At 32.1% G+C, this 24,170-nt stretch carries 22 protein-coding genes, 1 pseudogene and 1 riboswitch; of the genes and pseudogenes, 9 read left to right on the plus strand and 14 right to left on the minus strand.

The genetic code is table 11. The features are described from left to right. Window positions 1-57: 57 nt before the first annotated feature. The 4 genes from V6C74_RS09785 to V6C74_RS09800 all read right to left on the minus strand — a co-directional run bounded on the left by V6C74_RS09785 (window position 58) and on the right by V6C74_RS09800 (window position 6,516). On the minus strand, window positions 58-1,572 hold the full coding sequence (locus V6C74_RS09785) for an ABC transporter permease/substrate-binding protein (RefSeq protein WP_002452719.1): 1,515 nt from the start codon (window positions 1,570-1,572) through the stop codon (window positions 58-60). Further along, window positions 1,565-2,542, minus strand: coding sequence for an ABC transporter ATP-binding protein (locus V6C74_RS09790; RefSeq protein WP_029625724.1), 978 nt, complete (start codon window positions 2,540-2,542; stop codon window positions 1,565-1,567). The genes V6C74_RS09785 and V6C74_RS09790 overlap by 8 nt, the downstream gene beginning before the upstream one ends. Before the next feature lie 292 nt (window positions 2,543-2,834). Next, window positions 2,835-4,616, minus strand: a complete 1,782-nt coding sequence (recQ, locus tag V6C74_RS09795; RefSeq protein ID WP_029625725.1) for a DNA helicase RecQ — start codon at window positions 4,614-4,616, stop codon at window positions 2,835-2,837. Between the two features lie 10 nt (window positions 4,617-4,626). Further along, complete coding sequence (locus tag V6C74_RS09800; RefSeq protein WP_171002257.1) at window positions 4,627-6,516, minus strand: ABC-F family ATP-binding cassette domain-containing protein; 1,890 nt, start codon at window positions 6,514-6,516, stop codon at window positions 4,627-4,629. Window positions 6,517-6,637: 121 nt separating this feature from the next. Between V6C74_RS09800 and V6C74_RS09805 the strand changes: the two genes are divergently transcribed. Further along, the gene (locus tag V6C74_RS09805) at window positions 6,638-7,453 is read left to right on the plus strand and encodes a ZIP family metal transporter (RefSeq protein ID WP_002452715.1); all 816 of its coding nucleotides are present in this window, start codon (window positions 6,638-6,640) and stop codon (window positions 7,451-7,453) included. A 182-nt stretch (window positions 7,454-7,635) separates the two neighbouring features. Here V6C74_RS09805 and ltaS read toward each other — a convergent pair whose 3' ends face one another. The 7 genes from ltaS to V6C74_RS09840 all read right to left on the minus strand — a co-directional run bounded on the left by ltaS (window position 7,636) and on the right by V6C74_RS09840 (window position 14,479). Then, window positions 7,636-9,576, minus strand: coding sequence for a polyglycerol-phosphate lipoteichoic acid synthase LtaS (gene ltaS, locus V6C74_RS09810; RefSeq protein ID WP_002452714.1), 1,941 nt, complete (start codon window positions 9,574-9,576; stop codon window positions 7,636-7,638). 591 nt (window positions 9,577-10,167) lie between these two features. Further along, a complete protein-coding gene (locus V6C74_RS09815; protein ID WP_002452713.1) occupies window positions 10,168-11,172 on the minus strand; it encodes a biotin-dependent carboxyltransferase family protein in 1,005 nt (334 codons plus the stop codon). After that, entirely contained in the window at window positions 11,156-11,866 is a 711-nt protein-coding gene (locus V6C74_RS09820) for a carboxyltransferase domain-containing protein (RefSeq protein ID WP_002452712.1), read from the minus strand. The genes V6C74_RS09815 and V6C74_RS09820 overlap by 17 nt, the downstream gene beginning before the upstream one ends. 18 nt (window positions 11,867-11,884) lie before the next feature. After that, complete coding sequence (locus tag V6C74_RS09825) at window positions 11,885-12,091, minus strand: hypothetical protein (RefSeq protein ID WP_002452711.1); 207 nt, start codon at window positions 12,089-12,091, stop codon at window positions 11,885-11,887. A gap of 46 nt (window positions 12,092-12,137) precedes the next feature. Continuing rightward, window positions 12,138-12,746 (minus strand): aminotransferase class IV, encoded by a 609-nt coding sequence (locus tag V6C74_RS09830; RefSeq protein ID WP_002452710.1) that lies wholly within the window; start codon window positions 12,744-12,746, stop codon window positions 12,138-12,140. Window position 12,747: 1 nt separating this feature from the next. Next, the gene (pabB, locus tag V6C74_RS09835; RefSeq protein ID WP_016898342.1) at window positions 12,748-13,902 is read right to left on the minus strand and encodes an aminodeoxychorismate synthase component I; all 1,155 of its coding nucleotides are present in this window, start codon (window positions 13,900-13,902) and stop codon (window positions 12,748-12,750) included. Next, window positions 13,892-14,479 (minus strand): aminodeoxychorismate/anthranilate synthase component II, encoded by a 588-nt coding sequence (locus tag V6C74_RS09840; protein WP_002452708.1) that lies wholly within the window; start codon window positions 14,477-14,479, stop codon window positions 13,892-13,894. Before V6C74_RS09840 ends, pabB begins: the two co-directional genes overlap by 11 nt. A gap of 117 nt (window positions 14,480-14,596) precedes the next feature. After that, window positions 14,597-14,643: riboswitch (PreQ1 riboswitch) on the plus strand. A gap of 144 nt (window positions 14,644-14,787) precedes the next feature. Here V6C74_RS09840 and queC point away from each other — a divergent pair. From queC to V6C74_RS09880, 8 genes are all read left to right on the plus strand, one after another. Then, window positions 14,788-15,459, plus strand: a complete 672-nt coding sequence (queC, locus tag V6C74_RS09845; RefSeq protein ID WP_002452707.1) for a 7-cyano-7-deazaguanine synthase QueC — start codon at window positions 14,788-14,790, stop codon at window positions 15,457-15,459. A gap of 1 nt (window position 15,460) precedes the next feature. Continuing rightward, window positions 15,461-15,880: a 6-carboxytetrahydropterin synthase QueD gene (gene queD, locus V6C74_RS09850; protein WP_002452706.1), complete on the plus strand. Its 420-nt coding sequence runs from the start codon at window positions 15,461-15,463 to the stop codon at window positions 15,878-15,880. A 3-nt stretch (window positions 15,881-15,883) separates the two neighbouring features. Then, entirely contained in the window at window positions 15,884-16,597 is a 714-nt protein-coding gene (queE, locus tag V6C74_RS09855) for a 7-carboxy-7-deazaguanine synthase QueE (RefSeq protein WP_002452705.1), read from the plus strand. A gap of 99 nt (window positions 16,598-16,696) precedes the next feature. Then, on the plus strand, window positions 16,697-17,296 hold the full coding sequence (locus V6C74_RS09860) for a hypothetical protein (protein WP_002452704.1): 600 nt from the start codon (window positions 16,697-16,699) through the stop codon (window positions 17,294-17,296). 349 nt (window positions 17,297-17,645) lie between these two features. Further along, complete coding sequence (locus V6C74_RS09865; protein ID WP_016898343.1) at window positions 17,646-18,083, plus strand: DM13 domain-containing protein; 438 nt, start codon at window positions 17,646-17,648, stop codon at window positions 18,081-18,083. A gap of 49 nt (window positions 18,084-18,132) precedes the next feature. Beyond that, entirely contained in the window at window positions 18,133-18,606 is a 474-nt protein-coding gene (locus tag V6C74_RS09870; RefSeq protein ID WP_002452702.1) for a DoxX family membrane protein, read from the plus strand. Further along, window positions 18,581-19,090 (plus strand): response regulator transcription factor, encoded by a 510-nt coding sequence (locus V6C74_RS09875; RefSeq protein WP_016898345.1) that lies wholly within the window; start codon window positions 18,581-18,583, stop codon window positions 19,088-19,090. Before V6C74_RS09870 ends, V6C74_RS09875 begins: the two co-directional genes overlap by 26 nt. A gap of 2 nt (window positions 19,091-19,092) precedes the next feature. Next, on the plus strand, window positions 19,093-20,034 hold the full coding sequence (locus V6C74_RS09880; RefSeq protein ID WP_002452700.1) for a cell wall metabolism sensor histidine kinase WalK: 942 nt from the start codon (window positions 19,093-19,095) through the stop codon (window positions 20,032-20,034). Window positions 20,035-20,093: 59 nt separating this feature from the next. On the opposite strand, the gene V6C74_RS09885 is transcribed toward V6C74_RS09880, so the two are convergent. The 3 genes and pseudogenes from V6C74_RS09885 to V6C74_RS09895 form a co-directional block, all read right to left on the minus strand. Further along, window positions 20,094-21,203 carry a glycosyltransferase family 2 protein gene (locus V6C74_RS09885; RefSeq protein ID WP_002452699.1) on the minus strand — a complete coding sequence of 370 codons (1,110 nt, stop codon included), beginning with the start codon at window positions 21,201-21,203 and terminating at the stop codon, window positions 20,094-20,096. Window positions 21,204-21,418: 215 nt separating this feature from the next. Next, the gene (locus tag V6C74_RS09890) at window positions 21,419-22,258 is read right to left on the minus strand and encodes an aldo/keto reductase (RefSeq protein ID WP_002452698.1); all 840 of its coding nucleotides are present in this window, start codon (window positions 22,256-22,258) and stop codon (window positions 21,419-21,421) included. Window positions 22,259-22,636: 378 nt separating this feature from the next. Then, window positions 22,637-23,988, minus strand: a pseudogene (locus tag V6C74_RS09895) (hemolysin family protein). Window positions 23,989-24,170 lie beyond the last annotated feature (182 nt).

Below are 24,170 nucleotides of genomic sequence, written 5' to 3' on the forward strand. Positions count from 1 at the left end.
TTAGTAGCTTGTAGTAAAAATTCCTGACATTTCAACATGCCAGGAATTTAATAAGCTTTATTTAATTAGACCTTCTTTTTTCAAATAATCTTTGGCTACTTTATAAGGATCTTGTTTTTTCACTGTTACTTTGTAGTTCATTTCTTGCATTTGTTCATCTGTAATTTTTCCAGCTAATTTATTCAACGGTTTCTTCACTTCAGGATGATCTTTCAAGAATTTTCCTTTAAACATTGGCGCACCTTGATATGGTGGGAAGACGTGTTTATCATCTTTCAACACAACCATATTATACTGTTTTAATTCAGCATCTGTGGAATACGCATCGATTAAATTAATGTCTCCTTTTTCAACAGCTGTATAGCGTAGTTTAGGTTCCATTGTTTTGACATTAGAAATATTAAGATTATATGCTTTCTTAACGGCTTTGAAACCATCCGGACGATCATTGAATTCCAGTGTAAACCCTGGTTTAAGTTTATCTTCTACTTTTTGTAAATCGCCTATGGTCTTAATGTTATTTTTCTTTGCGAAGTCTCGCTTAACAGCTAACGCATAAGTATTATTGTATTTCATTGGCTTTAGCATCGTCATATGATCTTTCTTCTCTAAACTTGTCTTCGCTTGCTGATATACCGCTGGTTCTTTTTTTGATTTTAAGTCTTCTTTAGTAAGCTCACCTAACACGGTACCAGTAAACTCTAAATAACCATCTATATCATCAGATTTTAATGCATTAAATAAGAATGATGTTTTCCCCATTCCATCTTTAACATCCACCGTGTCATCTGTTTCATCCTCAATTAAGATTTTATACATGTTAGTGATAACAGACGGTTCTGAACCTAATTTACCCGCAAGTGTAATCTTATCGCCTTTTTGTGCAAATAGCGGAATCAATATTGCTAATAAAATAACTAGTACAATTGCACCAAGGGTAATTAATAGTTTTTTATAAGAAAGCTTTTCCATATATCTCAAAATTAAATCAAAAATAATAGCTAATAAAGCTGCTGGAATCGCACCAATTAAAATTAGTGAACTATCATTACGATCAATACCTAATAGAATAAGGTCCCCTAAACCTCCAGCACCAATTAATGCTGCTAAAGTAGCAGTACCGATAATTAATACCATTGCAGTACGAATACCTGCCATGATGACGGGCGTCGCTATAGGTAATTCTACCTTAGTTAGTCTTCTGAATGGTTTCATACCAATACCTTTAGCCGCTTCAACTAAAGACGGATCTACCTCTTCAATCCCAGTGTATGTATTACGTAGTATAGGTAATAGAGCATATACAACTAGCGCAATGATTGCAGGCACTCGTCCAATTCCAAATATTGGTATCATCAGACCTAATAACGCGAGTGAAGGAATGGTTTGTAATACCGCGGCGATATTCATTACAATCTCTGATATTTTTTTCGTTTTTGTTAAGAGTATTCCTAAAGGCACTGCAATAATAGTTGCAATTAATAATGCGATAAACGAAATTTGAATATGTTCAATAATCGTAGAAAGAAGTTGTCCTTTTCTATCACCTAATGTGCTTAGAAACTCATGCATGTGTGACGTTCTCCTTTCTTTCAGATAAATAGTTGAAAATGTCTTCACGCTTTAGTAAATACTGCTTTTGATCGTTACTATCTTTGACAATAACAGCATCTGTTTGTGCTAGAAGATGATAAATGTCTTCTACTTTTTGATTTTCATTCACTTCAGGATAACTTGATGTAGTGGACATTTTACCTAATGGACGATGTACATTTAATTCCTTAATTTTAATATTAGTTAATTCGTTTCCAGATTGTTGTTCAAGGTGACTTCCCATAAATTGTTTAACAAAGTCAGTCTGAGGATGGTCTTTGAAACCTTGGGGTGTATCAATTTGTTCAACATGTCCATCATTTAATAAACAAATTCTATCTCCCAATTTCATTGCTTCTTGAATATCATGCGTAACAAAAACAATTGTCTTTTTAATTTTAGTTTGTAACTCTATTAAATCATCTTGTAATTTTTCTCTACTAATAGGATCTAATGCACTAAATGGTTCATCCATAATAATCACAGGAGGGTCTGCTGCCAAAGCGCGTACGACACCAACGCGTTGACGTTGTCCACCTGATAATTCATCAGGTTTTCGATTTTTAAATTTTTCTGATTCTAAACCAACCATGTTTAATAATTCATCAACACGTTGCTCAATATCCTTATCTTTCCACTTCTTCATTTGAGGCACTTGTGCAACATTCTCTTTTATAGTCATATGTGGAAATAAAGCAATTTGTTGTAAGACGTATCCAATGTCCCAACGCATTTCATATACTGGGTAATCGCTAATAGGTTTACCTTTAAAATAAATATATCCTTCACTCAAAGGAATCAAGCGATTAATCATTTTGAGTGTTGTAGTTTTTCCACATCCTGATGGTCCAATTAATACGAAGAATTCCCCTTCTTTAATATTAAAACTCACGCTATCTACTGCGGTATTATTCCCATATCGTTTTGTAACATTCTTAAATTCAATCACAATTTCACCTTCGTTCATTCTACTAAAAGTAGACAATTTTAATCTATATTCCCTATTAAATCATTTTTAATGTGAAAATAACATTTTATTAAGCTTTATATTATTGAATTTTTTAAATTTTCTACACTTATTAAAAATAGTATATGAATCAAGCAAATTCACTTGTGTTTTAGGATGATAGTTATGTTGTTGCTAAAACTTATATCACCAATCATTAAAAATAAAACGCTAACTCAAAAATAACGACAAAATCTAAATGAGGTAGACTTTGTCGTTGATAGAATAAAGAATTTTATATACTTGTTTTATAGGTTTGTATTTTTTCTAAAAATTTAGGACAGTAATGCTTCAATTTATAGCTTCCTACACCATCTATTGAAATCATTTCTTGTTTAGTTTCTGGTTTGCGTTTTGCAAATTCTTCAAGCGTGTAATCAGAAAAAATATTTACTGGAGGGATATCTAGTTTATCGCTAAGTTGTTTACGTACTTCAACGAGTTCACTATAAAGTGCGCGATCGACACCTTCAACCGTATTGATATATACCTTTTCTTTGCTTTTTTGTTTAAACGGCGTAGTATAAACTTTCGTACTATCATTAAGTAAATCTTTAACTGAATTATCGCATATAAGGATTTCGTCATTTTCATTAAGATAACCTTTAAAACGTAACTCATCAATTAAATGAGCTAATTCAGACGTAGTGTAGTTTTTCATTAAACCATGAGTTGTGAGTTGGTCGTAATCATTATATTTTATATAATCTGTAACTTCGCCTCTTAATACTTGAATAATCACGCTGTAGCTTTCCTGTTGTTTCATTCTAGCTATACAACTTATAATCATTTTAGCTTCACGCGTCATATCATATGTTTTATTTTCTTGTACACAGTTACTGCATTGTTCACATTCTTCTAAATTTTCATTGGGTTCAAAGTAATGCACGATAGTAGCCTCAAGACATTTCTTAGTCTTCGTGTATTGAAGCATTTTAGTAAGTTTTTCACCCATTTTATCTTTATAATCATCATCTGCTTGAGAAACTGTAATAAAATACTCATGTAAGCCTTTATCTCGTTCACTAAATAATAGAATACATTCACTTTTTAAACCATCACGACCTGCACGCCCAGCTTCTTGATAATAAGACTCTATATCTCCAGGCATATTGTAATGTACCACATAGCGCACATTTGATTTGTCTATCCCCATACCAAAGGCATTTGTTGCCACAACTACTTCTACACGGTCGTAAAGGAAATCGTTTTGGGATTCTTCACGTTCTTTATTTGTTAGACCGGCATGATAAATTGTACTTTTAACGTTTTCATTTTCTAAAGCTTCATTTAATTCTTCAACTTGCTTACGCGTTGAACAATAAATAATACCTGCTTGTCCCTCATGACTCGTAACGTAGTCCACTACAAATTTTTGACGTTGGTACGTTGGGTTCACTCTGAAAATTAAGTTGCGACGTTTCGTGCTCGTCTTAATTTCATCTTGTTTGCCAATGTTTAACTTTTCCATAATATCCTGTTGAACTTCAGCCGTAGCGGTAGCCGTTAATGCTACAATGGTAAAATTTTGTGGCAATGAAAATACTTTATGTATAACGCTTTGATAACTTGGTCTAAAATCATGACCCCATTTAGAAATACAATGCGCTTCATCAAATGCAACTAAATGAATATTAACTTTTCGAAGTAAACTTAAGAAATATGAGTTCTCAAATCTTTCAGGCGCTACATATAAGAATTGAATATCGCCTTGCTTAAGTTCTTGTTCAATATCTATTTGTTGCTTCTGAGTCAAACTGCTGTTTAAGTACGCTGCTTTGATGCCCATAGCTTTAAGCTGATCCACCTGGTCTTTCATTAATGAAATGAGCGGGCTTATAACAATAGTCGTGCCTCCAAGCATAAGTCCTGGTACCTGATAACATAAAGATTTACCGCCACCGGTTGGAAGAACTCCAAGCGTATTGCGATGGTCTAATATTTTGGTTATAATCTCCTTTTGCCCTGGCCGAAATGTTTCGTAACCAAAATAATGCGATAAAGTTTCTTGCATGATTTCATTCCCCTTATTGTTCTTTTATTTCCTCAAGTTCACTCCATCTTGTGATGTCTGCTTCATATGTTTGTTCAAGTTGTTCTTTCTCTTCATTCAATTCTTTGATTTTGGCATAATCCGCACTGGCTGCTACCATCTCTTCATCAATTACTTCCAATCTTTCTTCCGTTTCTTCAATGCGAGTCATAATCGTTTCATATTCTAATTTTTCGTTATAAGAAAGCCCTGATTTCTTTCTTGATTGTACCTGTTGTTTAGATTGTTGCGCAGATTGTTTAGCTAATGATGTTTGCCTTTCCTGTTCTTTCTTATAAGCCTCATAATCTTCAAATGTTCCTTTGATTTTTTCCATGTAACCATCATGTATATACCAATATTCTTGTGCAACTTTGTTAAGGAAATATCGATCATGGCTGACTGTGATAACAGATCCACCGAAATCATCGATATAATCTTCTAATATAGTGAGCGTTTCAGTATCTAAATCATTTGTAGGCTCATCTAGTAAAAGTACATTGGGTTTATGAACTAACAAGCGTAATAAATAGAGTCTTTTTTGTTCTCCACCGGAAAGTTTATAAATTTTCTTACCATGCGTAGAACTTGGAAATAGGAATCGCTCTAATAATTGAGTGACAGAAATTGAAGTTCCATCCTTCTCTTTAGCCACTTCACTTTCTTCACGTAAATAATCTATCATTCGGATGTCACGATCTAAAGTTTCCTCTGTTTGTTTAAAATAGGCTACCTTAACAGTCTGCCCAATCTTTAACTCTCCTTCAAATTCATGATCTTCGTTACTTAATATATTAAGCAGAGTTGTTTTACCTGCACCATTAGGTCCTACTACACCTATGCGTTGTCCACTTTGAATAATTTCAGTAATATCTTTAAATAACACTCTGTCTTGAATCGACTTCGTTACGTGATTTAATTCATAAACTTGCTTACCTAGTCTTGAATAGGCAAGGTTCAATTCTCCTTTATCTTGAGAATGTTGACTCTTTACTTCCGATTCTAGTTGATTAAAACGATTAATACGTGCTTGTTGTTTCGTTGTTCTCGCTTTAGCTCCCGCTCGCATCCAAGCTAATTCTTGTTTATATAATGCTTTTTGCTTTTGTTGTTGTTTTTGTTCAATTATCTCATTTTCAGCACGCATTGCTATGTAATCTTCATAATTACCTGGATACGCTTTTAACTTACCTCTATCTAGTTCAATTATACGTGTAGATACTTCATTTAAGAAATAGCGGTCGTGAGTTACAAATAAAACAGTATGTGGATATTGTTTTACATAATTAATTAACCAGTTAATGGACTCAAAGTCTAAATGGTTTGTGGGCTCATCAAGTAGTAATAAATCTGGTTGTTCAATAAGCGTCTTAGCTAAAACAACACGTTTTTGTTGTCCACCTGAAAGCTCACGAACATATTTATTAGTATCATTAATACCTAATTTGGATAATATCGTTTTAATTTCAGCATTATAATCCCACGCTTCATTTCTGTCCATTGCTTCTTGTGCACGCATCATTGTATTTAATTTAGTTTCACTTTGGTCATCGGCATAAGCATTTACAGCACTTTCATATGCTTTGATAACACTTAATGTTGGTGTATCTGAACTTAATACTGCTTCAAATACTGTCATTTCTCCATCTAAATCTTGCTTCTGAGATGAATAACGTATTCGATATTGATTAGGGTGAGTAATATCTGCAGTAAAATCATCATCAATACCACCGATCACTTTGAGTAATGTACTCTTCCCTGTACCATTAATACCTACAAGACCAATTCTCTCATGTTCTGAGATAGATAAATTTAAATTGTCGAATATGACTTTATCTGCATAGGATTTATTTAAATGTTCAATTTTATATGCTTCCATGCTTATCTTCCTTTTCAAATAAAGAATATTGTCAACTATCGAATTTTTAAAATAATTTTGTTAAGCTTAATTCAGTTCTATATATTATACACCTTTTTAGACTTAAATGATACAAGGAGACATACTTATGGCACAATTCTTTGAAAATCTGCCACCATATATCCAAGCACTTACAGCTGGTATCATCACGTGGTTATTAACTGCGCTTGGTGCTGCAGCTGTTTTTGTGTTTAAGAAGGTAAATGATAAAGTATTAAACTCAATGCAAGGTTTTGCAGCAGGTATTATGATAGCAGCAAGTTTTTGGTCGTTATTAGAACCTGCCATTGAGTCCAGTAAAGGAAGTTCAGTACCATGGCTTCCAGCTGCAATAGGTTTTATTCTCGGTGGCTTCTTTATTCGAGCATTAGATTATGTGATTCCTCATATTCACCAAAATGCTCAAGATAAAAATCAGCAACGTGAAGGTGTGAAAACATCACTCGGTAAAAATACATTACTTGTATTAGCAATTACGCTACACAATATTCCTGAGGGATTATCGATAGGTGTCGCATTTGGAGGCGTTGTTTCAGGAAATGGACAAGCCACTTTCTTAGGTGCAATAGGTCTCGCTATAGGTATTGGTATTCAAAATATTCCTAAAGGAGCTGCATTGTCCATGCCAATTAGAGCTGCAGGTGCTTCTCGTTTGAAATCTTTTAACTATGGTCAAGCTTCAGCTATTGTTGAACCAATTTTTGCAACAATCGGTGCAGCTGCTATTTTAGTTGTAAATCCAATTTTACCTTATGCATTGGCCTTTGCCGCTGGTGCGATGATTTTCGTTGTTGTTGAGGAACTTATTCCAGATTCTCAATCTGGTAATAATACTGATTTAGCTACAATGAGTTTAATGATTGGGTTTACGATTATGATGATACTTGATGTTGCCCTTGGTTAGGCATATTTTAGTTACTTTGGTGAAATGATAATGTTGATTGATTTGCTTATATAAAAAAGAGGACTATCAGATATATTGTTTCGCGCTATGCGAAGAATCTGATAGTCCTCTTTTTGTGTATGAAGGAAAATCTGGATTGAGTAAACTTGGTTTAGCTACTCAATCCAGATTGATGTGTGGTATTATTTTTTCTCGTTGCCTTTAGGACCTGGTTTGTATTCATACTTAGACGGGTTAATTTTCTTGAAGTCAGGGTTTTTGTAGAATCTGAATAAGTCTCCGTTAAGAACACTATCACTCATTTCAAGATCCTTCTCAACCTGTTTCTTATTCTTGTCGAAGTCCTTAGGTTTCTTCGTTATTAATTCATTATCTTTATTAGAGTAAATCTTACCATTTACATATTTATAATCTTTAGTAATGAAGTCACCATTTCTAAATGGTACAACGTCATTATGTTGTTTAGAGAACATATCTGTACCAAACATTAAGTAGTTCTTACTATCGATACCTACTAAGTGAAGAATTGTTGGCATAACGTCCATTTGGCCAGCGTATTCTTTATTCACACCACCTGATTTACCAGGTATTTTCAACCAGAAACCAGTACGGTTTAAATCAGTGAATTTAGCTGGAGTGATTTTCTCACCTAATAATTTTTCCATCGCGTTGTTATGATTTTCAGAGATACCATAATGGTCACCGTAAATCATAATAACTGAATTATCATAAAGACCTTTCTTCTTAAGATCTGTAATGTACTCTTCTAAGGCTTGGTCAAGATAATGTGCTGTTTGAATATAACCGTCTACTGTTGTATCACCTGTGTTAGGTTTATCGATTGATGCATCTTTTTCATCCAATGTAAATGGATAATGGTTCGTAAGTGTAATCATATGAGAGTAGAACGGTTTTTTCATTTTAGCTTGATAGTCAGCTGATGCTTTAAAGAATGGTTTATCTTTAAGACCAAGGTTAACGATATTATCATCAGACATATCAAAATATGTTGCATCGTAAAACTTATCAATACCAAAATGTTTATACACTTGGTCACGGTTCCAGAATGTTTTATAGTCACCGTGCATAACATTTGAAGTGTAGCCTTCTTTTTGGTCTAAGATAGCTGGTAATGATTGGTAAGTGTTATCGCCTTTAAGTGAATATGCTGAACCTTGTGGTAATCCATATAAACTATTATCCATTGTAAACTCGGCATCGGATGTTTTACCTTGTCCAGTTTGATGGAAGAAGTTTGGGAAATAAGTAAAGTCTTGTTTACCACTTGATAATTTATTTAAGAATGGAGTAACTTCTTTACCATTTACCTTTTTGTTAATTAAGAAAGTTTGGAAACTTTCTAAATGAATTTTAATAATATTTTTCTTTTTCGCTGCACCATAATACTCTTGATTTGGTTCTGTACGTTTTTGTTTAGTGTAATTTAAAACTTTAGTTAAATCATCTTCAGAAGCGAGTGCTTTTTGTTGATTGTTTTGGATAGTTTTTACACCGTCATAGACAGTGAAGTTGTATGGCCCTAAATACTTAACAAGATATTTATGGTCAAATGTTCTAGTTAATAGTTCAGGTCTATCTGTCTCTGCAAATGCTAAGTTTAAAAAGAATAAGGCTACTGAAGCAGCCATTACAACTGGAACAAATTTCTTACTAAATGCTCTTGTATCTAACCAATTACGTTTAAAAATTAAAATAATAAGGTAAATAATCGTATCAATAAAGTAAACAAAGTCGTACCATTTGAATGATGCTCCGACAGCGCCACCCATTGACTCAACGTTACCTGCTTGGTTCAATGTACTAAATGTTAAAAAGTCTGAGAAGAATCGGAAGTAAACGACGTTTGCATAAAGTAAAAACGTTAATAAGAATCCTCCAATAAACATGAACCAGAAAGCTTTCTTACCTTTAAAGAATAAGAACACACTTAAAATTAGTGCAATTAAACTATAAGGATTCATAAGTAATATTAAGTTTTGAACTAATCCCTTAACACCTAAAGAAAAATCAACATAATATGAAAAATACGTCTTCAAGGTAATTGTGAATACCGTTAATAAGAAGAACGCAAAAAGACTAATTTTCTTTTTGGGTAAACTCATGTTTGTTTCCTCCGTTAATAGTAATAAATCATTTTTATACATTTATCACAATGTTTAATAATCAAATAAAAAATTTCAAAGCTGATAATCAGAAATTAATTATAAAACTTAATACGTACTTTGGATTTAATACTCAATTATCAAAATGATATATCGTCGCTTTCCGACAATTCAATATTTACTGGTTTATTTTATATTTCCTTTAATGTTCCATTGACTCAGTGTTTAATAACTATTTATTCATTTTATAAAACTTAACTTTAACATATCAATATAAGCTAGTCGTACTATAGACATGTGCTAACTCATTCTTTAAAGATGTTAACTTTTTATTAAGAAATTATGATGTTTGTAATCATATTGTAATAATAATACATAGTTCAATTTATAAATATATAGTAATGTGTTGCAAATATCAAGTAAAAACACGATTTAAAAGTATAGTGTTACCACTCATGCACCTTTTTCAAACAATTGAGTGACTTAAAGTTTTAATAAAACAATATCTTATTATAGTTATTTATCTCAATCATTTCATCATACTTTAGTACTAGCTAACTAAAATAACTTTCATTCAGCCGCTTCAACAAGCTATTTCAACATTTCAAGTTGCATGCGATACTCAATACCGTGAAACAGTTGGTTTAGCCAATTACTATACTTAATAAGGTTTTTCTCCGCTGTTTCAATATCTATAAATTGAAATTTTAATTTTGAACCTTGAGGTTTTTGAGCTAACTTTGTTAAATGATAACTCGCTATGGTTCCAATTTGAGGATAGCTTCCTAATGTATAGTGATCATTTAATAAGACGATAGGTGTACCATCTCTTTTAACTTGTATAGTTCCTTTTTTTACTGATTGATGTGCCGGCATGTCATCATAATAGGCTTTAATTTTCTGACCATCTAATAACATTCCTACTCTGTTCGTTTTACTAGATACTTTATAATCGGTTAAAGTAAAACGCTGTATCGCATCCTTCTTAAAATCTTCAGTACCTTTATTCTTAATTACATGAAACACGTCCGAAATATAATTAAAGGATAAGGCGTATCCATCTATGCCCCAATCAGTTGTACGTGTTTCAGATAAATTTTCAAATAATTTAATATGGCGTTTAGAATAGTCACGTTTTAACTCTACTTCATCCCCGTTTTCCAATTTTCTTCCTTTGAAACCACCTATTTTAACATTGAAATCCGTAGACGTAGAATCAAGCCATTTATCTAACTTAAATCCCCCTCCAATTGCTAAATATACACGTGAGGTGCGACTAGTTTCTTTAAATTTAAGTACTTCCCCTTTTTCAATAAGATATAATTTATTAGGATATACCTTTATATTTTGAGTTTCAGCTTTGAAATTACCCCCGGTCAATGCAATCAACGCAGGTTCAGTAAAGCGGATCTTAGCCATTTTATGTGTCATTTCAAGTGTAGCTTCATTCTTATCATTAGCTACAAGTCGGTTAGCAATTTCATGCGCTAAATCATCTAATGCTCCACCAGGTATTACGCCGTCATGTTCATAACCATCTCGCCCAAAATCTTGAAAGCTACTAAACAGCCCACTATTTTCAATTATGATTGACATGTTTAAAATCTCCTAGCTTTATATCGTTTTTCTCTTTCGCTTTGAAAGTTACATTGTCCCCTAATTTAAATAAAGTAAAATCTTCTTGATCAGGAAAGAATAATTGAAGTGGTGTATATCCTATGACTAACCAATCGTTATACGTATCGGTAGTTACAATTCCACATTTTTTCCCTTCTAGAATAACTGAACCAGCTGGGATAAACTTTTTTTGTTTACTCGTATGGTTAACATATAACTTTTTATGCATGCCGGTTAAATATGGAAACCCTGGAGAATACCCCATCATTGAAACAAAGTAGTTTGCCTCAGTATGTAATTGAATAAAATCATTTAATTTCAGTTTAAGATGCTTTAATAATTCTGGGAGATCTGGACCAAACTCATCACCATATACGATAGGTACTTCAATGAGATGTTGTTCTCCTTCATGATGATTAATCTCCATTTGTATTGAATCAATTAAAGCTTTCATATATAGAAATGGTGATTGGATATTGTGATGTTTAATCATGTCTCTAGCATCATAGCAAATCATCAAATCAGATTCTGTAGGTACAATTTCAGTAATAAATGGATATGCTTTATCAATTAAATATGATCTTAATGCTAATAAATCCTCTGTAAGGTTTTGAGATACATCTTTTTCAATAAATACAACAATAGCTTGGTCGCCTTGACTGTATATTTTCATATTTCCACCTCTTACAAATTAGTGATGATAAAACACATTCATTAAATCAATGACATGCGGCATCAACGATTTTATAAAAAGGTAAACCAGTAGACATGCACATACGCTAGTTATCGTCGCACAAATTCGTGCGTGAAGTACTTTATCTTGCGATAACAATTTTTGAACAATATATTTATTTAAAATTGCAAGCACAACTAAGATAACTAACCATAAGATTGTCATAGGCTACCTCTTCTTTTAAATATTCAAAATTTCTTTCATATTAATTTTATAGATAAATTTTGACATCGGCAACCTCTCGTAAACTATTGATTAAATAGACATTAATTTGTTTTCTTTGTATTTTCTTTTTAAACTCATCTATCTTAATATCTTTAGTTTTTAATTTACCTTGATCAATAAGTGATTGACGCATACAACCTCGTAGAAAATCATCATTATAACAGGGCGTGTACCATTCATTTCCTTCCTCGATCATAATGTTACCAATATCAAATTCCAAAATTTTTCCAGCTTCATCATATAATAGTATTAAATCTGTTTCATGACTATGCTCTAAATAACGACGTTCAGAAGTTTTATTTACTATAATCGATTCGTTTACTAGATGTGATCTTTGAACCAATCGAGCTGTAAAAGTTGTTTTATCTGCTACTGGTGCGAGTACATAATTTAATTGCCCATTTTTTTCTAAAGTTAACTTCAAACGATATTTGCCATTTGTATAAGTCGTCTTTATTAATTGAGTTAAATCATACCAATGTTGTTGATCAAAATTAAATTTTAACTGTTCACTCGATTTTGTAAGTCTTTTTAAATGATAATCTTCTCTAGAAATATAACCATCTTCGAGTTTCATTGTTTCAAATAATTGCATCTTACAAATTCTCCAAAATTTTAGTTTTAGCGTGAAATTCTTGAACCTCATTTTCAGGAATAGAATCAATCGTAATACCTGCACCTACGCCATAGATTGCACATTGATTTCTATACTCAATAGTACGTATAGGAATATTAAAAACCATACGCCCTTCTGGTAATAACATACCTATCGTTCCACAATAAATTGAGCGAGGAGATGACTCTAATTGTTCAATATATTTCATGGTACTTAATTTAGGTGCGCCTGTAATTGATCCACAAGGAAATAATGCATTAAAGATGTTTATAAGCTTCGTTTCCGATTCTAACTGTCCAGTAACCATGCTCGTCATTTGAAATACTGTGTTATAACATTCAATCATAAATGGTTTATATACATTAACCGTGCCACTTTGTGAAATTCGAGCAATATCATTTCTTAACAAGTCTACGATCATCACATTTTCGGCTCTATCTTTATTGGAATGCTTTAATTTATTAAATAATATTTTGTCTTCATCTGAAGTTTGACCTCTGGGCATAGTTCCTTTCATAGGTTTACTGACAATGACATTGTTCTTACCTCTAAAATCCCCTTTTTGAAAAAATAATTCTGGAGAAATAGATGCAACTTTTATTTCTGGTGTATCTATAAGAGCTGTATAACTACCATTTTGTTGATTATTTAATTTGTCATATACTTCCTTAATAGGTAACTGAATATCTGACATTAAACGCGTCGTATAATTAACTTGATAAGTGTCGCCATCTACAATGGCATCTTGTACGTGCTTTATTTTGTTGATCATTTCTACGTCACTTTCTATAAAATTGAAGTGATGCGATAAATGATTATTTGTACTAGTGTAGCGTTGAGGACTATTTCTCCCTAACTTCTTACCACATTTGAATGCATATGCAGCTGCTAAAATATTTGTTTCTGGTAACATATTTACACACATATGCTTATTAAAATAAGGTGCCGCTTCATACGTCAAATATAATGCGACATAATGACCTTTTTGCTGTTCATTTTCAGCAAAATGAACAACGTTTCCCACATCCTCAATACTGTATGCAATTTCAGAATCTAAACATTCTTCCATTAATAAATGGTAGTCTGTATAACTATCTTCATCTTCATAATATCGATAATTGAATTCAACATGCATATTGAACGCCTGCCTCATTTAAAAATAATCTAAGTTGCTCATGACCATATTCACTTAAAATAGATTCTGGATGATATTGCACACCATAAATTGATAACTGTTGATGTTGAACAGCCATAATAACGTTTTCATCATTTATCGCAGTGACCTTTAAATTATTTGGTATGCATCCCGAATCAACCATCAATGAGTGATATCTCATAACGTTAAAATCCTGAGGAAGCCCTTCGAAGATACCTTCATTAGTATGGCGTAAAATGGTGGTGTGCCCATGTATAGGTTTAGGACTATGGATAACACGACCACCATAATATTCAACGATGGATTGAAACCCTAAGCATACGCCAAGAATAGGTATAAGTTGGTCATAATGAGAAAGAATGGTTGATAGTACTGGATAATCACTTGGTCTACCGGGCCCAGGTGAGATAATAATAGCTTTAGGGCTCAACTTTTTAAGCGTTGTAATCGTCACTTCATCAACTGATATCACTTTGATCTCATCAGTCGTTTGAACTTTAAGATAATCTATTAAATTATATGTAAAAGAATCATGGTTATCTATCATTACAATCATAAGTTTGCTCCGAAAAATTATATTTTATTATTTCATTATCAATGTCACTCTATTATCACAGAACTTGACTTGATTTTATACAGTATATCGTTTATTCTATTTTGCGTACAAAATTAATAAAAAGAGGTTCCTAGCCGAAACCCTCTATAAAAAACTAGACAAGTATTCAACTACTATGAATGCGAGTATACATATACTTTTGGTTATATGATTAAAACTATATGTGTTCTTACATCCCCATGTCTATCTTTTTTATAGAGATAGACTTTTTTTATGTCAAAATTTAATAATAATGAGGAGTAATTGCTATGACTAAAAGTACCTTAGACAAAGACAAAGCTATCGTAGTATTTAGCGGTGGTCAAGACAGTACGACTTGTTTATTTTATGCAAAAAAACATTTTAAAGAAGTAGAACTTGTCACATTTAATTATGGTCAAAGACATGACACTGAAATTGAAGTAGCTAGAAAAATTGCAAATGAACAGAATTTAAAACATCATATCTTAGACATGTCTCTTTTATCTCAACTTACACCCAATGCGTTAACACAACATGATTTAGAAATTGAAGAAAACGAGGATGGTATACCTAATACGTTTGTACCAGCACGTAATTTATTATTTTTATCATTTGCCGGAGCCTTAGCTTACCAAGTTAATGCTAAACATATTATCACTGGCGTATGCGAAACAGACTTTTCTGGATACCCAGATTGTAGAGACAGTTTTATTAAATCAATGAATGTGACATTAAGTCTCTCAATGGATAAAGATTTTGTCATTCACACTCCATTAATGTGGCTAGATAAAGCCCAAACATGGGAATTGAGTGATGAATTAGGTGTATTAGATTATATACGCCATCATACACTTACATGCTATAACGGTATTATCGGAGACGGTTGTGGAGAATGTCCGGCTTGTAAGTTAAGAGCACGTGGTTTACATCATTATTTAGAAAGCAAAGGAGTGGAGTAATATGTTACAACAAATCTATCCAAGTGTTGAACACCCCTACCAATTCGAACTGAATAAGGACTTTAATTTTTCTGCTGCACATTATATCCCTAGTAAAGATGCCGGGAAATGTATGAGAACACATGGTCATACATATTTCGTAAATATAACGATAGCCGGTGATAAATTAGATCATAATGGCTTTCTTGTAAACTTTAGTGATTTAAAACAGTTAATCCATGATCAATTTGATCATTATTTATTGAATGATCTAGAACCTTTTAAAGGAAAAAGTCCATCTACAGAAATTGTCGCACAAACAATTTATACTATGGTACAAGACTACTTAAGTAACCGTGATAACCAACCTAAGTGTGTTCAAGTATTCTTACGTGAGACACCAACAAGCTATGTAGTTTATCGACCAAAGGATGCACAATAATTTATGGCTAAGATTCCAGTTTTAGAAGTATTTGGACCTACAATTCAAGGTGAAGGTCGTGTCATTGGCCGTAAAACGATGTTTGTGCGTACAGCTGGTTGTGATTATCGTTGTAGTTGGTGCGACTCAGCTTTCACTTGGGATGGTAGCGCTAAGGAAGATATACGTCTACTTACAGCTGAAGAAATCTATGAAGAATTACTTGAAGTAGGTGGCAACCATTTTAATCATGTCACTATTTCAGGAGGTAACCCAGCCCTAATTAAAGGGATTCAAGATTTAGTTGATTTGTTTGAAGAGAAAAATATTTATACAGCATTAGAAACACAAGGTAGTAAATTCCAACCATGGATGACTCAAATTAATGATTTAACAATTAGTCCTAAACCACCTAGTTCAATGATGAAACCGAATTTAGATATATTAGATTCAGTTATTGAACAATGTATAGATGACACACTTAATTTAAAAGTCGTTATATTTAATGAAGAAGATTATGAATTCGCGAAAATGATTCACCATCGTTACCCTTCAATTCCATTTTACCTTCAAGTGGGTAATCCCTATTTAGAGGATGAAGTTGAACATCACACTGATAAATTATTAGAAAGATATGAAAAACTAGTAGACAGAGTTATGGAAAGTGATGATATGAACCATGTATATGTACTACCACAATTACATACATTATTGTGGAGTAATAAAAAAGGAGTTTAAAATAAATAATAAGTTAAAGTTTCTTGAGTGTTTTGTAATGATTAAGTTTATGTTAATTGATATAATGTTGAGATGAAGAATTATGGATAGGAGTTCAACATGATTATATTTATATTAATTAATATTGCCGTTGTCCTACTCGTTATCGGCTTTGACTTATATCGGCATCAATACAAACAACTTAAGTTTAGCTCCATATTATTATCAATATCGATCAACTGTGTGATTGATATATTTGTTATTGATAAGTTTAATTTCATAACTTTATTCACTACAATTTTATTTTTAGTATGGACATTTTTACAGATATATTTAAATAAAAAATTGTACCCATTTTTTATAAAAGAACAAAAATTTATCGCTACTATATTTGCTATAGTCATCAGTTTAGCTCAATTTATCACTGATAGTTCAAGTGAACAATCTGTATACATGTCTTTACCTTATTTAGCACCAGCAGTATTTATAATTGGCGCTGTTTTGCTATTTGTGGGAACCTTTAAATTATCAGAAATCGAACGCCTGTCTTTATTACGAAAAGTTAAAAGACCGATTACCACTGGTACAATTATTATTATTTTATCATTGACGTTAATGATGATTTTGACGCCTTTTTGGTATGTCTTTGTGATTGTTTACTTCTTATTCATAGCATATATTTTGTGGCAAGGTATCTTTTTTGTGAAAGGAAACTTATAGTACTTATACATTGTTAAAAATTTGTATAGTGAGGCTCGCCTTCAAGAGATCTTAGGATTAAAAGAAGCTTGGTATAAGCATATTTTTAATTCACTTATCTACCTTAATCATGAATATCTGGACTGAGATAATACTTGTTATCTCAGTCTTTTTTTGTCCTTCTATATATTGTCTTTTAATTCTCCACTTTTCTTTTTAAATCTTTAAAATCACATTAATTCTTATATCTATAAATAAAAATTATTTTGATTTAATTCTTTTTTAAATGTAGTTAATAAATAGTTAATGGTTTATGTGTGTTACTCCGATTAAACTTATCTTAAATACAAATAGAAAAGAGGAATACACCATGAATACAAAATATTTATTTGCAGCAGGTGCAATTGTTACATCCCTTACTTTAGGAGCTTGTGGAAATTCGAATTCAAGTAATGAACACACTCAGAACAAAGATAAACAACAAGAAGAAAGCAAGGTTAAAACTGATAAATCGAAAAAATTATCTGGTACATTTAAATCTAAAAATGGCGAAAAGGTCGAAGGTACAGCAAAAATTGAAAACGGAAAATTAATGCTTGAAGACTATAAGTCATCTAAAGGACCAGACTTGTACGTTTACTTAACGAAAGATGGCAATATTAAATCAGGTAAGAAAATTTCAACAGTGGATTACAACAAATCTCAACAAACATTTGATTTAAAGAACGTTGATTTAAATCAATACAACGAAGTAACTATCTATTGCGAAAAAGCTCATGTCATTTTCGGTGGCGCAAAATTGAAATAACTTAATCACAGATTCATATGTTTGTAATGAGAGAAAGAGAGGAAAAACGATGAACAAATTAAGTTTATTAATCATCTTTATTATTCGCGTAGGTTCTGGCATTATCATTTTCCGACAAGGTTTGGAAAAGTTTACAGGCGATTTCACACTCAATGGTCTAGTACCTGTCATTCGCGATAATACAGATTCTCCACAGTGGTATAAATGGTTTTTCGAAAATATCGTTTCACATACAACAGGTTTATTCAACTTCATCATCCCGTTAGGAGAAATGGCCATAGGTTTAGGTTTAATTTTAGGCGTCTTCGCCTATACTGCAAGTTTCTTTGGTGCCTTTGTTATGATAAATTATATCTTAGCAGATATGATTTTTACGTACCCTCTACAATTAGCATTCTTTATAATCTTATTAATGAGTCACTCATTAATTAACAAGATTTCACTTAAAGAAGTTATCACTCATTTTAGAGAACGTAACAACCGAGGTGAAGACAAGCATGACCCACTTACTAATCGTAGATGATGAGCAAGATATCGTAGATATATGTCAGACTTACTTTGAATATGAAGGTTATCATGTAACAACAACAACAAATGGTAAAGAAGCTATCAAATTACTGTCATCAGAAATCGATGTCATGATTTTAGATATTATGATGCCTGAAGTAACAGGATACGATATTGTAAAAGAAATGAAAGCACAGCAACTTGAATTTAACGGCCTTATTTTAAAAAATCCAAGTAAGACATTAACAATAAATAGTGAAGACATTCCTATGCGTATTAAAGAATTTGAATTACTATGGTACCTTGCCTCACGTGAAAATGAAGTCATCTCCAAGTCAGAGCTTTTAGAAAATGTTTGGGGATACGATTACTATGAAGATGCGAATACTGTTAATGTTCATATTCATCGCATAAGAGAAAAGTTAGAGAAACACCACTTCATCACATATACGATAACAACGGTATGGGGGTTAGGATATAAATTTGAAAGGAGCCGATAAGCATGTTCTCTATACGTAGTCAAATCGCTATCGGCGTTATTTCTAGCGTACTCTTAACAACCATAATACTAGTCATTGCGTATAAACTCATGTGGTTCAATGGTCATATGACATTAACCTTGAGCATTACAACAATGATTACAAGTTGTTTAACACTATCGATATGTAGTATCTTTATTAATCCTTTAATCCAGAAAATTAAACAATTTAACATTAAAACGAAACAATTCGTCAACGGTGAGCATTTAATAGACGATGATACTTTCCAATCACCTAGAGAAATTAGAGAATTAAACGACTCATTTAATAAAATGGCAGATGAAATCACGAAACAAATGGACATGATTAAAAATGAACAACAAGAAGTTCATGCAGCCTATGAGACATTGATTAAACAAGCCAATCGTTTATCTACCTTGTTTGATGACATGACTCATGTGATTTCACTCAACACAGGTCGTTCCTATCCATTAGAATTAATTCAGTTGGATCAGTTACTTGTAAATATATTACAAACATACGAACAACGTATTAAACTTGAACATCGATCATTAGAAGTTAATTTCTGTAGTCATATTGATGCTTTTTATCAATATCATCCTCCCTTAGAACGTATTTTGACTAATTTATTAGATAATGCATTAAAGTTTTCTAATTATGGAAGCCGAATTGATATTATTATTTCTGAAAATGCTAATAACGATAGCATTAATATAGCAATTAAAGACGAAGGCATTGGAATCTTGCCTGAACTTCAATCTCGCATCTTTGAAAGAACTTTTAGAGTAGAAGACTCAAGAAATACTAAAACAGGTGGTTCGGGATTGGGATTGTACATTGCGAATGAACTTGCGCAACAAATTGATGCCTCAATATCAGTGGAAAGCGAACTTAATGTTGGGACAACTATGACACTCACATTAAAAAAATTTACCTTTTCATAAATAACTCAAAAAGAGAGTGTCAAAACTAATTTTGTTTCGACACTCTCTTACTCTTATCTTTAATAGACGTGTTGTTTATACCGATCTTCTTGCTCACTTGCTTGAGTATTAGACTTAATTTGCGCACTTTCCCTACGATAAGTACTCAATTTATAGTAGTCATCTCTATTTTTATATTGTGGTGTGTTCACTTTATTGTGTGTTTGCTTCTGACTAGATTCATTATCAATTGGTTTAAGATTAGTAGCCTGGACGATATATTTTGGTCTATGTTTAACCTCATAATATATACGTCCGATGTATTCACCTATCACACCTATTGATATGAGTTGTATACCTCCTAATAAAAGGATTGCAGCAATAGTTGTGAAGTAACCAGGGATATTAATACCTGAGATTAAAATATTAATAAATAAATAGACGATATATAAAATACTAATTGAAAAAGTAAACATTCCTAGATAAATCATCATACGCAACGGTTTATTATTAAATGAAATCAAACCATCAATACCATAATTTAAAAGTTTTCTAAATGTCCACTTCGACTCACCCGCTTCTCGCGTCACATTTTCATAAGTGAAAATCTTAGTATTATAACCTATCCATTCAAATAATCCTTTTGAAAATCGATTATACTCATCAAGTGATGTTAAGGCTTGGACTGCTCGTTGGCTAAGTAATCTAAAGTCACCAACACCATCCTCAAATTGAATATCCTCTACAAAAGTATTGATCATTTTATAGTAAAAACGAGACATTGATTTACGAGCAAAGTTTTCACCTTTACGGTCTCTTTTAGCAATAACTTGATCATATCCTTCTAAATATCCTTCAACCATCTGAGGAATATATTCAGGAGGATGTTGTAAATCGCCATCTATCATCACTACAGCATCATGATTCGTGCTATTTTGATAACCAGCAATCATTGCAGCTTCTTTACCAAAATTTCTACTAAATGATAGAAACTTAACATGGCTATCATAAGCAGCAAGATTTTGTAAATGGTCAATCGTAGTGTCCTTGCTACCATCATCAATAAATAATAAATCGTATTCATAATTTTTAACTGAACTATCTTCTGACATAATTTCAGTCAACTTGTCATAGGTTTTTAATACGACTTCTCCTTCGTTATAACAAGGAACGATGACTCTGACTTTCATCTGATTACATCCTTTTCTATAAGTTGATTTTATAATATTTTATCAATTTCTTAATAGTATATTCTAGCCAAAACTATTTATTTACATAATCTTAACTTTAGCTCAATATTTATTTCTACCCTTTATTATAAATTAATAAATATATTTTCTTCAAAAATAATGTAACAAATAGAACTTTTTAAAGTTCATGCAGTCTATCATCACTAAATTTGAGACTATTTTAAACCGCCTATACTAACCTCATCAGGATCTTTACCTTGACGAGCACCTTTATTTAAACTATCAATTTCCGCAACATCTGTTAGTTCCAAATTAAAATCTAAAATATTAAAGTTTTCTTTAATACGTTCCGGTGTCTTAGATTTAGGTATAATCAATCGATTATGAGCTAAATGCCAGCGTAAAACAACTTGAGCAGGCGTTTTATCGTAGCGTTTCGCAATATCAACAATTGTTGAATCATCTAATAAACCTCTATTTCTCATTAGAGGCATCCATGCTGTTACCTTGATATCATGATTATCACAAAATTCTTGAACATCTTCTTGATTGAAATAAGGATGTAATTCTATTTGATTAACTTGAGGGACTACTTCCGTCTCTTCCATTAATTTTTCCAGATGATGCTGTTTAAAGTTACAAACTCCAATAGCTTTGACTTTACCTTCATCATATAATTTTTCTAACGCTTTATAAGATTCAATGTATAAACCATCTTTCTCACATGGCCAGTGAATTAGAAATAAATCAATATAATCTAAACCTAAGTTTTCTAAAGACTGATTAAAATATTCAATCGTGTTATCATATCCTTGATAATCATTCCACAATTTAGATGTAATAAATAAATCTTCTCTATCTACTCCTGAATTTTGTAAAGCTTTACCTAAAGCAACTTCGTTACCATAAAAATATGCAGTATCAAAAGCTCGATAACCTGTTTCTATTGCCGTATTCACTACATTCTCCATATCTTCATCAGTAATTTTATAAACACCTAACCCAATTGAAGGCATTGGATAACCATTGTTTAAAACTTGAGTATCATTTACCATTTATGTTTCTCTCCTTATTATCCAGTTTTTTTATAGATTCAGAACAAAAATACAATTTGTAATATTTATTTTATTGCACTCTTCCAACTTCTATGATTTAAGGCATTTCTTTATAAAAGAGCGCCTCAATACTTGGCCTACCTATATATATGTGACTTTTAAAATTAGATAACTAATTAAAGCGTAAATTTAGTCGAATATCCTGACGTCATTACGTTTAATGATATTAAAATAATTATCTATACTCAGTATCATTATTGCATACGTATGAGTGCAATAATAAGTTATTGGTCGTATTGTGACATTAAGGATAACTTATCGCCCATATGAGACACAAATAAAGACGCTTAAACATTAAGTTTAAGCGCCTTAAAACCATTATGACTCAGAATTTTCATTTTCATCTTCTTCATCTAAAGATGGTCGATTATTATTAAATTCATATTTTAAATTAATCCAAATAATTTGATGATTGTCAATTTCGGTAATAACCCAACGATCATACTCAGTATCAACATAATCGTCTTTTTGTAAATTCGTATTACGTGATTGAAGCCAGCCACCAATTGTATCTATATCTTCTGAATCTTCAAATTCGATACCATATTGTTCATTGAGGTCATCTAATAGTACACGTCCATTAATCTGGTAAGTTGTATCATCCAATTTAACAATGTCGTTTACTTCATCATCATCGAACTCATCACGAATTTCGCCAACGATTTCTTCTAAGATATCCTCCATTGTTAAGATACCTGCTGTACCACCATATTCATCAATGATTAAACTAATATGCACATGTTCTCTCTGCATTCTAATAAGTGCATCACTAATACGTGTAGTTTCAGAAATCATTGGTAACTCGTGGATGTAATTCGCGATTTTTATTGGTTTGCCTGAAGCGTATTCTGTTAAAAATTCTTTAACATTTATAAATCCTTTAACATGGTCTTTATCCCCATCTTCAGTGATAGGATAACGGGTAAATTGATGTTCTTTTATCGTTTCAAGTAACTCATCCACATTAAATGGTTCATTAAGTGTCACCATTTGAGTACGTGGTACCATGATATCTTTAGCATGGCGTTCGTCAAATGAAAAGATATTCTGCATATATGCAAGCTCAGTTTGATTGATTTCTCCGCCGTTATAACTATTATTTATAATAATTTTAATTTCTTCTTCTGACATTGCATCCGATTGAGCGTCTGGATCAAAGCCAAACATTCTTACAATCACACGTGCTGAACCATTCATTAACCAAATTAATGGTTTCATAATATTACCGAAGTAATAAAGTGGTCTTGAATAAAGTAATGCGAGTTGTTCAGTGTGTTGAATCGCAAATGATTTAGGTGCTAATTCACCTAATACCACGTGTAAATAAGTCACTACAATAAATGATATAACAAATGAAATTGTCGTAGTTAAGGCATCAGGCAGATTTAATAAATCGAATAGAGGATGCAATAACTTTTCAAAAGTTGGTTCCCCTAACCAACCTAAGCCTAATGACGTCACTGTAATACCTAACTGACATGCAGATAGATAGTAATCCAGATTAGCTATCATTTTTTTGACTATTTTTGCGCTTCTATTTCCTTCTTCAACTAATTGTTCAATTCGCGTTGATCTTACTTTAACAAGTGCGAATTCAGATCCAACGAATACCGTAGTTAATGCAATCAAAAAAAAAATGTGATTAAACTAATTATGGTCGAAGTTTCCAATTAATTCCCTATTTCTAGGGATTCACCTCCATATTATATGTGTCACGCATAGGTAACACGTTTTGAAAATCATCGTTATTAAATAAGTGACGACTACATGTTAAGACCTTCCCATCGTGACACCCCCGAAAAAAATGTAATTTCTTCTATTTTATCATATATCGTTTCTAGAATGTTAAATA

Origin of the sequence: Staphylococcus capitis subsp. capitis, from assembly GCF_040739495.1 — a bacterium.
Taxonomy (GTDB): domain Bacteria; phylum Bacillota; class Bacilli; order Staphylococcales; family Staphylococcaceae; genus Staphylococcus; species Staphylococcus capitis.